Raw genomic sequence first — 14,204 nt, forward strand, 5'->3', positions numbered from 1 at the left:
TGGACGCCGTTTCCCAAGCAACCAACCTTCCTCAACGAGCGGCGACCGTTGGCGCGCTTCTAGCGGCGGGAATACTCGTTGCGAAGGGATAGAGGGCCGCGCAGAATCGTGCAGTTGTACACGCGTGGCACTCACCTCTAACGGGAGCTTCGAATGAGAGCACTACGCTGGCACGGCAAACATGACATCCGTTGCGACACGGTTCCCGATCCGATCATCGAGGAGGGGCGCGACGCGATCATCAAGGTTTCGACGTGCGCCATTTGCGGCTCGGACCTTCACCTTTTCGACGGCTTCATGCCGACGATGGAAAGCGGCGACATCATGGGCCACGAGTTCATGGGTGAAGTGGTCGAAGTCGGCAAGGACAACATGGCATTGAGCGTTGGCGACCGCGTTGTCATTCCCTTCACGATCTTCTGCGGCGATTGTGAGCAGTGCAAGCGCGGCAATTTCTCCGTCTGCGAACGAAGTAACCGCAACCGGGAGAAGGCCGAGAAAGTATTTGGCCATGCAACTGCCGGACTGTTCGGATACTCGCATCTGACCGGTGGATACGCGGGCGGACAGGCGGAATACGTGCGCGTGCCCATGGCGGACACCACGCACGTCAAGATTCCGGAAGGACTGACTGACGAACAGGTTCTCTTTCTCGGCGACATTTTCCCGACAGGTTGGCAGGCCGCGATGAATTGCGACATACAACCGGAGGATACGGTCGCCATTTGGGGCGCAGGCCCCGTCGGTCAGATGGCGATCCGCAGTGCGGTGCTGCTGGGAGCGCGGCAAGTGGTCGTCATTGACCGGGTACCGGAACGGCTCGCCATGGCGAAAGCCGGCGGCGCGAGCACGATCAATTTCGACGAGGAGAGCGTGCTCGACCGCCTGAAGGATCTGACCAACGGAAGGGGCCCTGAAAAATGTATTGACGCGGTCGGCATGGAATCCCATGCGACCCGCTCTTTCGACGCCATGTACGACCGTGTCAAACAGGCCGTGATGCTGGAGACGGACCGCCCGCACGTCTTGCGGGAAATGATCTACGTATGCCGCCCCGCGGGCACATTGTCCGTGCCGGGTGTATACGGCGGCCTGATCGACAAGATTCCGTTCGGCGCCTCAATGAATAAAGGCCTCACCTGGAAGATGGGTCAAACGCACGTCAACCGCTGGACCGACGATTTGTTGCACCGGATTCAGGAAGGGCAGATCGACCCGTCATTTGTCATCACGCATACGGTCTCTCTCGAAGAAGGGCCCGGCATGTACAAAACGTTTCGTGACAAGCAAGACGGCTGTATCAAGGTTGTCCTTAAGCCATGAACTCGCCATCAATTTAGATGCAAATCTGAGCGCCCTGGAGCCGGCAACCTTCGAGCAAATCGAAGCCCGAAGTTTGCCGCCCTACTTCCTGCGTGGCTCCGCCGCATTCAGAAACGGATTGAAGCCGGCCGACTTTGCAGGCCGTTTCGGGCTGTCCGGGTGAGAACGAGGTCGCGTGGCTGACCGGGCACTACCGGACAGTTGCGCAATCAGTTCGCCACCGTCCGCTTCATCGACTTCGTCGGTGCGTCGCGTTTTATCCGGGTGTTGCGTCGTGGCTAATGTTCGCTGGCGTCTGCATCGATAGCCTGCTTTGGCGCCCCCTGCCCCGCGCTAATGTGCTCGACGATGCTCATAAAAGAGGAGCCCATCAGCAGAGCGCCCATCGTGGTGCCCTTGTCGATGACCAGTTGCTATCTGTCAGAGTAGTGGAAAGATCGGCCTGGTCGCCCTTACGGTTATCTTGGCTCTGCCTCGTGGGCCTGCATGAACAAGCAGCGCGATGGCATTCGCGGTTCCTTAATAGCGGCTCTCGCGAGTGAAAGTGCCGGCGTCCGCGGACAGCAATGGACGTTGCTTGGAGCTACTCACGCCGCGACGCGCATGCAGCGGTCCACGCTGAAAATCCAGGGAGACACAAAACGCAGATCAGACAGGTGGTGACAGCTGTAGTACTCCTCTTTGCCTCTACGTTGGCAGCGGCGCAGGGGGCAGGCGGTGGTGGCGGAGCAGGCGGTAGCAACGGTGGCGGTGCGGGACCCGCCGGTGCGGATTCGTCCGGTGGCGGCAGCGATAATCCCGCTGCTGGCGGGACAATGAGCCGGGCGCCGCGGGATCCGCTTCGTCAATGAGCCGCTCCAGTAGCCTGAAGAAATCCGCACACAAATCGATCAACAAGCCAGTAACGGGAATGGGCCAGGACGGTGACGAATGGTCCAATCAGACAAAGGGTGGCAAGTGAGGCTTCGCGAACTGACCCCGGACGGGATCGTAGTCATTAGTCGCTCGTATAGCTGGCGAGCCTGAAGCTTCGATCCCTGTTTCGGTCCGACGATCGTTAGGCGTTACCGAGGGGCGCCGCCGGCTGCAGTTGGCGACCGTCAGTCGTCCCGGGAGGCTCGGTCGATGTTGCGCTCGCCGCGCGCAGCGTCGCTCCGAATTCATGCGCTCCGGAATCGAGCCGGGCGCTCATTACGACGCGCGGCGCCGTACTCCATGCAATACTCTCGCCAGCTGCGATCAGCGCGTCGACCGGCGCCACTGCCACTGCTGCGGCAAGCCCGTCTGCCGCAAGTGGAACGATGATGGGTTCCCTGAAAGCCCAAGTTCGGCAGTCGCATCGGCAGCCGGCGCGGCATCCAGTCCCCAAGCAGAAGCGGATGCCCGTCAGGCGGCCGACATGGCAGCGCGCGGAGTGGCCCGGGCCGCATGGTTCTCATTCGCAGCTAGTCCCACCCGACAAACGTAAGTTGTCGCGCGGCCCATCGTCACCTTTTGAAGAAAAGCGATTGTCCACAATATGGACCGCACCTTGGAACGATCGTCTTGCCCTGTCTATCCGGACAGGTTGACCGAGAAGCCCTGGCGGTGCAGCGCGACAGAACAAGCCTGTCTCGGGCCCATAGCTCCGCTCCCGCGCCTGGGCCCAGGATGGATACTAGCGGCCGTTTTGTTTTGAACGGCTAAGTCCGCTAGTGACGTCGCTGTTCGCGCCGCTCTTTGTACCCATATTTAACCCGTTGGTCTTCCCACTGTTGGAATGGGCGCTCGCAGCGCTGTCAGATCCGAAATCAACACCGGTTCTCGCCCGAGCGTCGGTACGCGTGTCCCCCGGCGAACCGTAGCCCTCCTGGTTCAGGGCATTTGCGGAGCCGGCGGATGTTGGGACCCCTGCAGCGCCATCGGCAGCTCGCGCGCTTGCTGCAGACGACAATGCGACGACAAGAGCCAAAACAACAACCGACCTGGTCATAGGTTTCACGGCTTAACCCCCAAAGCAGGCAAGCGCCCGCATTCCTATGCACCGACGGCGCAAGGTGCGTGCCTCGCGCCGTCGATTCGTAACTTTTAGGCTGTGCGCGTTGGCGCGGATAACTAACTGGCTGAGCGCGGGCACTGATCATGCGGATAGAGAGGCTGATCCGCTGGATTCCGATGCCGGATGACGCGTGATATTTCGAGGACTTCGAACATGCCCGCTAGCGACACAGGTTCCAACTCCCCTCATCTCGATGACGGCGAACAGCAACAGGCAGCGCAGCACGCCTCTCCACGCGCCCTTGTGATCCATGAGGTGGTCCGAGAAGAAGGTGAGGCCGCCATGGACAGAACGGCCGGCGCGCTGACTATGTCCGCGCTGGCCGCCGGGCTGTCGATGGGCTTCTCCTTCCTGACGCAGGCCGTTATCGAGAGCGCTTTGCCCGACACATCATGGCGCGTTCTCGTCGCTTCCTTCGGCTACACGGTTGGGTTTGTCATCGTCATTCTCGGCAAGCAGCAGCTCTTCACGGAAAGCACCTTGAGCGCCGTTCTTCCCATCTTGACGCGCCGCGACATGAAAACCGTCGCGAAGACGGCCCGGCTCTGGGGACTGGTACTTTTCGCCAACATCGTTGGAACGCTGGTGTTCGCGGCGTTACTCCAGATTCCAGGTGTGTTTCCAGACGACGTCGTCAAGGCGTTAAGCGCAATCGCAAAGCAACCTTTTCCGGCAGCTTCACAGCGACGGTCGTTCGTGCGATGTTTGCCGGCTGGCTCATCGCGCTGATGGTTTGGCTGCTTCCGAGTGCCCGCTCGGCCCGGCTCGTGACGATTTTACTGATCACCTACGTGGTGGCGATCAGCAAGCTGTCGCACATCATCGCCGGTTCGGTTGAGGCAACCTACGGCGTGATGACCGGCGCGGCCAGCGTGCGGGACTATCTGCTCGGATTCTTCGCGCCGACCTTGCTCGGCAATATGATCGGCGGTATCTCGCTGGTGGCAATCATCAACCATGGCTCCGTCGCAGCGGAAATAACGGACACATAGCCGCAGCGTTGACGCGCCTTCGTCAGCGCAATTCGCACGCGCTCTCGCTCAGCCCGATGATATGCGCCGCCTGGACGCATCGACGAAAGCCGCCGTCTAACACAATTTCTTCCGGCTGTTCACGAAGTGAAAAAACGCGCCCAAGCACCCGCGCAATGCGCCGCAGCCGCGGCGTCCGTCGTCGATCATGCCCAACGGCGTGCCGGAACGGCCCGTCGGGACAGATATAAAGGTTCGGGTACTTTCTATTTATGCGCGACACCGCAGCACGGTGAACTTCGAGCAACCGCGACGCTTTCCTGATAGTTGTCGGCAGACCCTTAAAAACCCACGCCCACGCCGGCACCACCGCCGATGTTGCCGCCGCCGGATCCGCCGACGCCGATGCCTATATCGGTACGAGGCGCGTAATACCTCGGATCGTTCCCGTACCCATCGTCGTACATCGGCGCGGCGACACAACCCGAGACGCCGGCGACCAGAGCCAGCATGCCGACTAACCGTTTCATGATGTTCTCCCAATCATGCACTGCACATTAAGATGCAGAGCATTATTCGAGCCGCGGCGGCACGACGGGAACTTGAGCCACATCCTGCGATACGGATTTCAAGTGCACATTTTTCGACAAACTGTGTTTTGCGGTTTTCGCCTGCGCCTTTCAGCGCTCCCGCCGCCGGGTTTGGTTCTTTAACACGAGAAGGCCGCGACTCACGCGTTTCCGGCTGGGCCGTAAAAAACCCCGCTCGACGTGTGCTCGCGATTACTGAAACCGCTGAACAGGCGCGGCCTTTGGGCGCGTTTGCCACGCTGCGACAGGAGACGCAGATATGGCCTTCAATAGGACGAACGCTTTTCGCCGACCCAACGCGGATCGTGGCCCTAGGTGCGCGTGCGTCGATTACCTTTCGGAGCGGTCACTCCACGCTGTCAGGACGACTGAGCCGAACAATAGCCGGCTTTTGCCGCCTCTCACCCGCCCATTCGGACCAGCGTGAGAAGCGCCTCACAGAGCCCCGATTGGCACGAAACGCGATGGCCGATGCCTTTCCGATGGTCGGCATTTGCATTCACGCGATATCGATGGCGCATCGGGAACGCCCGTTGCGTCAACTGCTTTGGAGAGCGCCGGCAAGGCGACTTCACGCGATAAGCCGCGCGCTCCGATTTGTTCTACTTCCAGCCAGCGGCGGGCCGATGGTATCTTCACGCGGGCGGGCGTCTGCTTTCTCCTTCCAGGAGCGTTCCATGAATGCAACTACTCTGAAATATCGTCCGCTCCGCCCCGGCAGCGCCGGAACGCTGAAAGTCTACGACTGGATGCTCGGTGCCGCTGCTGAGCTTGAGAAAGTGGCAAGTTTGAATTCACTTACCGTTAGGACCTCGCCGCACGAACAAAGATTTTCTGCTGAGGCGTCGCTTTATGCGCAGTCCGTTCGTGAAGCGATTGCCCTCCAGTCGAACCAGCTGCACGCCACGCTGATAAAAACATTCACTTATTGCCGGCACATCGAAGAGATCGCTGCAGAAAGTGGCGATTTCTTCGCTACTGTGATGCTGGTGAATGTTCAGAGTTTCGTGACGACAATGAGAGCGTTGATTGGCGCTCAGCCAGCGGAAAAGGAGCGTGCCACGTCAGAGCCGGTTAGGCCAAGTCTGCCCACGTATGCTGCCCGCAGGGAAATTGTGACCGCACCCGAATCAACAGCATTTTTCGCTGAGCGAGTGCCACGCGGGCGCATGCATTGAGAGGGAGCTGTCACGTTGAGTCTCGGCTTTCGCCGCTGGATAGCCGCGCAGCTGGTCGGTCACGATCTTGCGCGGTGCTCGATCGAGCGCAAAAGGCATGCATGCGCTTTAAAAACCGCTTGGCTGCTGCCTTAGCGCGGTAAAGCGATTTTGCATTCTTCAACACGCGCTCTTACTTGACCCTCTAATCAACGTGACAACGCCCTGCAAAGGCTCGGCACCCAGCAGCGCTGTCGGACTGCCAATTTCCGAATGCCGGAGGCGAGGATTGAGTTTCGTTTTCTTCAGTTGTGTCGAGGTCGGCGCCGCAGATTAGCAGTAGCGGTCCCAATGAGGTGCGGACGTCGCATCGCCGGGGATAAATGAGTAGATCAGATTGAGGTTGAGACCGTCGCGAGGGAATTACTTTTTTCCACACAGGGCTATGTCCTCAGAAACCTGGTTTTGACGTCCGGTTCAATCGACAAAGCCAGGCTCAATTCGATGAGTTCGGACGCAATTACCGATGATGGGGCACTGGCCCGAGGTCGGAGCAACACCTATACCTGATCCGTCACACAAAGCTGCTTACTAGCCGGTGCTGAAAGAAGTGTTGCAGTGCACCATTTATCCGCTTATGCTGGGGTCATCGTTGGACTTCTGGAGCAACGCGAACCCTTCGTCGGCGTGCTCTTGAGCGTTGAGTCCCTTCATATCTCCGACATTGCCGCGCTGGAACTGTGGGCCTCGAGACCGGGACGGTCGCGTGGACTTTTGCCCCTTTTAATAAACATCAAACGCCGTGCTGGCAATTTTCTCGCCCATGCAAAATTCAATATTTTTAGGCATCCATATCAAATGAATCTTCATATGGAAAACATAACATCTATTTCGTCACGCCATGGACCCGTCTTCGACGTCTCCTGCAACTGGTTCCGCCTCTTTGCCGAGGTTTGTGAACTGCTCAATGCAACGACGCAAGTGGTGCGCCTGCGCACTGTGCGCATGGCATTGGCGGGTCCAGTGCCCAGTCCGCGTGACCGGGCTGAGTTCAGCATCATGGGTACCGAGAAATGTGAGGCCGCATCGGAATCGATAGAGGCGATGAACTCCGGGGTGATCAAGCTAGCCGTCGAGTTCACTAGCGATACCTGCAATCTGATCTGTGCCATGTCAACGGCGCCTACCGGATTCGCTTCAGGACGCCCCGTCACGCAAGGGCGTGAACATCAGCCAGGCTTTTTGACGGCCGTCATTCAGTCTCCCTCGAACCCCTTGTACCTGGCAAGTTCAATGACCTCTCTGGTCCGGGAAATCCTCGCACCGATTCATGGTCGTGCCACCGCGAATGCAAGACGCCTGGGCGCGGGATGACCGCCGCCATAGAGCGGCCGCGCGCGCGAGCTCGCCCTGCGTCGCGCAAACGAAGCAGTCGAGAAATAGCCCGACTGGAGGGTGTGTCGGAAACGATGCTGTGGACGCTCTACGACCGGGCCTGCGAATCGCGTCGCGCCGACGCCATTCTTGTCGATCCGGACAGCGTGCGCATCTGCGACGCGATTGACTACGATTTCGCGGGCCACTTCGGCCATCCCGTTGGCTCCTTCTCCGCTCGGGCCGCGGAAATCGATCGGATCCTGAAAGACTGGCTCGACCGGCATCCGAAAGGACTGGTCATATCGCTCGGTGAAGGGCTCGAAACACAGGCTCATCGTGTAGACAACGGCCACATGACCTGGCTCACGGTCGACTTGCCGCCGGCGATTGAATTACGCGAGCGATTCCTGCCATCTTCGAGGCGCTTTCGCTGCATCGCTTCGAGTGTTTTCGAGCCAGACTGGGCAAATGGGATCAAAGCCAGCGCTGATGTTTTTGTCGTTGCGCAGGGGCTGTTCATGTATCTCCAGCCAGATGCGGTGAGACGCCTGTTTATCCGGATCGCCGAGCGCTTTCCGGGCGCCGAGATTGCATTTGACGCGATTCCGCGCTGGTTTTCCGGGCTCACCCACTGGGGTGTCATGACAACGCCGCGTTACCGTTTGCCGCCGATGCCATGGGGCATCAACGGCGATGAGATAGAGACGCTTATGCATGGCTGGTCGTCGGATATCGCAGCGCTGCGCACGTTCGAGTATTGCGCGCCACGTGGCTGGCCAAGGCTGGCGGCAGACCTTTGCCGCTTTCATCCGCTCGCGAAGAGTCATTTGCCGTTCCTGGTGCATGTGGAGTTGAAGGACCGTCGACTATCCGGACGCGCAGGATGATGGGCATCGATGTCGCAAGCGTCGCAGGAACGGACTGTGCGTCCGTTTCCTTAGTGAGGCCAGGGCGACGCGCGCCGCGAACTCACATCTTTCAGGCGAGCAATATGCAAGACAAGATTGTCACCGCTGACGACGCCATCGGATTGATCCGCGATGGCGACGCGGTCTGCTGTTCGGGTTTTGTCGGCATTGGTACGCCGGACGAGTTAATCACGGCTTTGGCCCGACGGTTCACGGCATCCGGCTTCCCACGCGATCTGACGCTGGTGTTCGCAGCCGCGCCGGGCGATGGCAAGGACCGCGGACTCAATCGCGTCGCGCTACATGGGTTGGTCAAACGCGCCATTGGCGGGCATTGGTCGTTAGTGCCAAAACTCGCTCGAATGGCGACCGACAATCTGATCGAAGCCTACAACCTGCCGCTTGGAACGATGTCGCATCTGTATCGTGACATTGCGGCCCACAGGGCAGGCACGCTTACTCAAGTGGGATTGGGCACCTTCGTCGATCCGCGTCAGGCGGGCGGGAAGATTAACGCGAGGACAACCGAGGATCTGGTTAGCACTATCGATCTCGACGGCAAGACCTGGCTTTTATACAAGGTTTTCCCGCTCAACGTCGCGTTGATTCGTGGCACAACGGCCGATCCGGAAGGCAATATCACGATGGAACGTGAGGCGCTGGTACTCGACGCGCAGGCGGTAGCGATGGCAGTTCACAATTCAAACGGTTTTGTGATCGCGCAGGTCGAGAGGATAGTGGCGAGCGGAACACTCGACCCGCGCGCCGTCGTGGTTCCGGGCATCTTCGTCGACCGTGTTGTAGTCGCAACGCCCGATGCGCAGCCGCAGACTTACGGGACGGCCTACAACCCGGCGTTTTCCAGCGAGATCAGGATTCCGACCGGAGCAAACGAATGCCCACTACTCGACGAGCGGAAAATAATGGCGCGTCGTTGCGCGTTCGAACTTCCGCTTGATGGCGTGATCAACCTGGGTATCGGCGTTCCTGAGGTCGTTGGCGCGGTCGCCGCGGAGGAGCGTCTGCTGAGCCATCTGACCTTGACAGCCGAGCCTGGGATCATCGGCGGCGTGCCGCAGGGCGGCCTGGACTTTGGCGCAGCCGTGAACATGGATGCGCTGCTTCACCAGAACCAGCAGTTCGATTTCTACGATGGCGGCGGCCTCGACCTCGCGTGCCTCGGTATGGCGCAGATCGACCGAAGTGGAAACGTCAACGTAAGCCGTTTTGGTCCGCGACTAGCTGGTGCCGGCGGCTTCATCAATATCAGTCAGAATGCTTCGCGGGTGGTATTTGCTGGAACTTTCACGGCGGGTGGCCTTGAAGTTGTGGTGGAGGCGGGGCGCCTTCGTATCGTCACGGAAGGCTCACAAAGGAAACTTGTCGAGTCAGTCGAGCAGATCACATTCAACGGACAGCTCGCTGCCGAACGCGGCCAGCCAGTGCTCTATGTGACGGAACGTTGTGTGTTCCGGCTAACGTCAGAAGGGCTCGAGTTGACGGAAGTCGCACCGGGTATGGACGTTGATCGGGACATTCTTCCGCACATGGACTTCGCCCCGATTGTGCTAAGTCCACGACCCATGAATTCACGAATCTTCCTGCCGCAACTGATGAATCTGGCAACCGTGTTGCTTGATTCGCAATTCGCTCAGAGACTCAGCTACGAAGCAGAGCAAAACACCCTGTTTGCAAATTTCGAAGGGATGGCGGTTCGCTCCGGTAGCGACATTGAAAGCGTGCGCCGCGTGTTCGAGGCATTCTGCAAACCCATCGGGCAGAAAGTCGCGCTAATCGTCAACTATGACGGATTCAGACTGGACCACGCAGTAGCCGATCAGTACTTTGAAATGGCAGCGCGGCTGCAATCGCAGTACTACCAGTCGGTGAGCCGCTTCACTAGCTGCGCGTTCATGCGCGCAAAGCTGCGCGCGGCTTTCTGCGACGCGAATTCTGCATCCCATGTCTGTGAAACGCATGCCGACGCCATGGCGTTTGCGACGGAGCAACACGAAGCTGGTGGCGACGGCGTGCTCCAGTTCCCACGCCGTCGCCACCAGCCGTTCTGAAGCGCCTGGCCGCATATTGAAGAAACAAGGAGTCTATTTGTGAAAGCATCCGACCTGTTCGTCAAGGCCCTGGAGAATGAAGGTGTCGAACGCATCTTCGCCGTGCCGGGCGAGGAAAACCTCGATGTCCTGGATTCGTTGCGGCGCTCGGGTATCGAACTCATCGTGACTCGCCATGAACAATCGGCGGCGTTCATGGCGGCCACTCATGGGCGCCTGACCGGAAAGCCTGGCGTTTGTATGGCGACGCTCGGCCCTGGCGCGTTGAATCTCGTGACAGGCGCGGCTTACGCTCATCTGGGTGCGATGCCGGTGATACTGATCACCGGTCAGAAGGCCATCATGACAGCGCGTCAGGCTCGCTTTCAGATTGTCGACATCGTGGCGACGATGAAACCGCTCACCAAGGCGTCCCGGCAGATTGTCAATGGCGCCAGCATTCCGACCATGGTGCGCGAGGCATTCCGGGTGGCTGCGGAAGAGCGGCCTGGTCCGGTGCATCTCGAGTTGCCGGAAGACGTGGCCGGCTCGGAGGTAGGTGGCGACATCCCGTTGATTCCATTGCATGCGGTCGACCAGCCCGTCGCCGGGCAGGCAGCAATCGAGCAGGCTGCGGCCTTGCTGAAGTGCGCCAGGCGTCCGCTGGTCATGTTCGGCGCGGCCAGCAACCGGCCCCGTCTTGCCGGGCAGTTGACCGACTTCATCCGGCGCACGGGCATGCCGTACTTCAACACGCAAATGGGTAAGGGGACCGTGTCCGCAATCGGTCGCGAAGAAGCGGCTGAACTCTGGATGGGAACGGCGGCGCTGAGCGAACGCGATTACCTGCACGAGGCGATCGATCGCGCCGATCTGATCCTCGCCATCGGCCACGACACGGTAGAGAAGCCGCCGTTCATCATGGGCCCCGGTGGCCCGATGGTTATTCACGTCGGATATACGCCGGCCAATGTCGAACAGGTGTTCTTCCCGCACGCGGAGGTGGTCGGAGACCTCGGTTTGAGTCTTGGCCGTCTGGCTGATCTGCTGGAGGGAAAACTGCCGCACGCGGCGGCGTTGGCGCCGCTGCGCGAAGATATCCTGAGACGCACGCTGGGACGGGCGGAGGAATCGCGCTTTCCATTGACTCCGCAACGCATCGTCCACGACGTGAGGAAGATCATGCCAGCCGACGGCATCGTTGCGCTCGACAATGGCATGTACAAGCTCTGGTTCGCGCGATGCTACAGAACCCGTAGCGCGAATACGCTCTTGCTCGACAATGCGCTGGCAACCATGGGAGCGGGCTTGCCATCGGCGATGATGGCCGCGATTCTTTATCCGGACCGTCGTGTCATGGCCGTTTGCGGCGACGGCGGCTTCATGATGAACTCGCAGGAACTCGAGACGGCGGTGAGACTGAAGCTCAATCTCGTCGTGCTGATCATTCAGGACGATGCCTACGGAATGATTCGCTGGAAGCAGGCCGTCGATAACTTCGCTGACTGGGGACTGACGTTCGGTAACCCTGATTTCGTCAAATATGCGGATGCGTACGGCGCAAAGGGCAGGCGCATTGAGACGGCGGAGGCTTTGGCTCCGGCATTGGAGAGCGCATTCGGCGAAGGCGGGGTACAACTGGTCATCGTCCCGGTTGACTACTCGGAAAACGTCCGCGTTTTTGTCGAGGAACTGGGCAATCGGGTCATGGAGGTCGGGCAATGAAGATCAAGGCAGCAGTTCTGGAAGCAATGGGCGCAGCGTATCCGTATGCCGTTTCCCGTCCGTTACGTATCGACGAGGTTAACCTTGCGCCGCCAGGGCCTGATGAAGTGCTTATCAAAATCGCCGCTGCGGGGTTGTGTCACTCCGACCTGTCCGTGATCAACGGCGATCGGCCGCGCCCCATGCCGATGGCGCTCGGACACGAGGCCGCTGGCGTCGTGGCGGAGCTAGGGACAGGCGTTACCGATCTACGGATTGGCGATCATGTGGTGGTGGTGTTCGTGCCGAGTTGCGGCCATTGCGCGCCATGCGCCGAAGGCCGGCCTGCCTTGTGCGAGCCGGGCGCGGCGGCGAACGGGGCCGGCACCCTGCTCTCCGGCGGGCGTCGACTTACGCGTGATGGCGAGACATTGAACCACCACCTTGGATGTTCGGTGTTTGCCGAATACGCGACCGTATCGCGGCGCTCGGTCGTCAGGATCGATGCCAGTGTGCCGCTCGACGAAGCCGCGCTATTCGGATGTGCCGTGCTCACAGGCGTCGGCGCGGTGGTGAATACGGCGCAAGTCCGAGTTGGCTCTTCTGTTGCCGTGGTTGGCCTGGGGGGAGTGGGGCTGGCAGCCCTTATTGGCGCGCAAGCGGCTGGCGCTCGCCAGATCATCGCGGTCGACCTGTCCGATGCGAAACTGGAGCAGGCGCGCGCCTTGGGCGCCACTCACACGGTCAACGCGGGTCGCGATGACGCCGTCGAGCAGATCCGCGCATTGAGCTCAGGTGGGGTCGAGTTTGCCTTCGAATTCGCAGGCGCCATTCGCGCGCTGGACCTCGCCTATCGCATCACCCGTCGCGGTGGGATGACCGTCACCGCGGGTCTGCCGCCGTCTACTGCGCTATGGCCACTGCCGGCAGTGAGTCTGGTCGCTGAAGAGCGCACACTGAAAGGCAGCTATATTGGCACGTGCGTGCCGGCTCGCGACATTCCCCATTACATCGATCTTTACATGCAGGGCAGGCTGCCGGTCAACAAGCTACTTACCGGCCGTCTGGCGCTAGACGAGATCAATCACGGCTTCGATCTGCTCCACGAAGGAAAAGCGGTTCGACAGGTCGTAGTGTTTGAATAGTTCCTGAATCGAGCTCTCGCATTATAGTTTTCCTTCCGGGTACACGACCATACTGACCTTCCCCGCACTTGCATTTAGCGTCCATTAATCAACCAACGGCGACATCGTGCGATGGTCGGCGTACAGACGTGGACGAGAGCATGCAAAAGTTGGGGAGGCTCCCAAGGGGAGCCGAGTGGGTCGTGTCGCGCTAAGGGTGCAGGAGTAAAATCCAGGCGGAAATTTCCCTGAAGTGAAGCGAGATATGAAGAAGGCGACTGCGAGAAAAGCCCTGCCTGCCGGCGTATCGAAGGTACGGAAGCGCCTGCACTATCCGCTGGACGTAATCCTGCTGTGTGTGCGGTGGTATGTGGCCTACCCGCTGAGCCTACGCCACCTGGAGGAGATGATGGCCGAACGGGGTTTCGAGGTTGATCATTCGAGCATGCATCGCTGGGTGATCAAACTTGTGCCGTTGTTCGAGAAGGCCTTTCGCAGACAAAAACGCCCACTCGGCAAGAGCTGGAGAATGGCTGAAACCTACGTCAAGGTGCGTGACCAGTGGAAGTACTTGTATCGCGCAGTGGACAAGGCCGGCAACACGGTGGACTTCCTGTTGCGGGCGCATCGCGACAGGGCTGCCGCGCGCCGCTATTTCGAGAAAGCCATCGATCAGAACGGTGCGCCTCAGACCGTGACCATGGACATAAGCGGGGCCAATCTGGCCGCCCTCCAGGCCATCAACGCTGACCGGGAAACGCCCATCAAGGTCCGGCAGGTCAAGTATTCGAACAACATCGTCGAACAGGATCATCGGGCCATCAAACGCCGAATCAGGCCAATAATGGGCTTCAAGGATTTCCGATGTGCTCGCATCATCCTGTCAGGCATTGAGACGAATGAAATGAACGCGTCCCACTCGTGAGTGGTGGAAAAAATAGGGAGAAGTGGACTCTCACGGGCC

The 14,204-nt window shown here is 59.7% G+C and carries 8 protein-coding genes and 3 pseudogenes; 9 read left to right on the top strand and 2 right to left on the bottom strand.

The genetic code is table 11. The features are described 5' to 3' along the window. Positions 1–153: 153 nt before the first annotated feature. Positions 154–1,323 carry a zinc-dependent alcohol dehydrogenase gene (locus tag HF916_RS04645; protein WP_168787976.1) on the top strand — a complete coding sequence of 390 codons (1,170 nt, stop codon included), beginning with the start codon at positions 154–156 and terminating at the stop codon, positions 1,321–1,323. Positions 1,324–3,514: 2,191 nt separating this feature from the next. Next, positions 3,515–4,353: pseudogene (locus tag HF916_RS04650) on the top strand (formate/nitrite transporter family protein). 320 nt (positions 4,354–4,673) lie between these two features. Here the strand turns inward: HF916_RS04650 and HF916_RS04655 are convergent. Continuing rightward, a complete protein-coding gene (locus tag HF916_RS04655) occupies positions 4,674–4,862 on the bottom strand; it encodes a hypothetical protein (RefSeq protein WP_168787977.1) in 189 nt (62 codons plus the stop codon). A 737-nt stretch (positions 4,863–5,599) separates the two neighbouring features. On the opposite strand from HF916_RS04655, the gene HF916_RS04660 reads away from it, so the two are divergent. Beyond that, entirely contained in the window at positions 5,600–6,100 is a 501-nt protein-coding gene (locus HF916_RS04660; protein ID WP_168787978.1) for a phasin family protein, read from the top strand. Between the two features lie 21 nt (positions 6,101–6,121). On the opposite strand, the pseudogene HF916_RS51925 reads toward HF916_RS04660, so the two are convergent. Then, a pseudogene (locus HF916_RS51925) lies at positions 6,122–6,239 on the bottom strand (IS6 family transposase); the annotation flags it as partial. Positions 6,240–6,697: 458 nt separating this feature from the next. Between HF916_RS51925 and HF916_RS50385 the strand changes: the two are divergent. From HF916_RS50385 to HF916_RS04690, 6 genes and pseudogenes are all read left to right on the top strand, one after another. After that, a complete protein-coding gene (locus tag HF916_RS50385) occupies positions 6,698–7,453 on the top strand; it encodes a polyhydroxyalkanoate granule-associated phasin (RefSeq protein ID WP_240975360.1) in 756 nt (251 codons plus the stop codon). Positions 7,454–7,536: 83 nt separating this feature from the next. Beyond that, the gene (locus tag HF916_RS04670) at positions 7,537–8,343 is read left to right on the top strand and encodes a class I SAM-dependent methyltransferase (RefSeq protein WP_240975361.1); all 807 of its coding nucleotides are present in this window, start codon (positions 7,537–7,539) and stop codon (positions 8,341–8,343) included. Positions 8,344–8,447: 104 nt separating this feature from the next. Next, entirely contained in the window at positions 8,448–10,433 is a 1,986-nt protein-coding gene (locus HF916_RS04675; RefSeq protein ID WP_168787980.1) for an acyl CoA:acetate/3-ketoacid CoA transferase, read from the top strand. A gap of 39 nt (positions 10,434–10,472) precedes the next feature. Continuing rightward, positions 10,473–12,137, top strand: a complete 1,665-nt coding sequence (locus HF916_RS04680; RefSeq protein ID WP_168787981.1) for an acetolactate synthase large subunit — start codon at positions 10,473–10,475, stop codon at positions 12,135–12,137. Beyond that, the gene (locus tag HF916_RS04685) at positions 12,134–13,261 is read left to right on the top strand and encodes a zinc-dependent alcohol dehydrogenase family protein (protein WP_168787982.1); all 1,128 of its coding nucleotides are present in this window, start codon (positions 12,134–12,136) and stop codon (positions 13,259–13,261) included. Before HF916_RS04680 ends, HF916_RS04685 begins: the two co-directional genes overlap by 4 nt. A 244-nt stretch (positions 13,262–13,505) precedes the next feature. Further along, positions 13,506–14,147 (top strand): annotated as a pseudogene (locus HF916_RS04690) (IS6 family transposase); the annotation flags it as partial. Between the last annotated feature and the right edge of the window lie 57 nt (positions 14,148–14,204).

It is taken from the genome of Paraburkholderia aromaticivorans, from assembly GCF_012689525.1.
In the GTDB taxonomy this organism is placed as follows: domain Bacteria; phylum Pseudomonadota; class Gammaproteobacteria; order Burkholderiales; family Burkholderiaceae; genus Paraburkholderia; species Paraburkholderia aromaticivorans_A.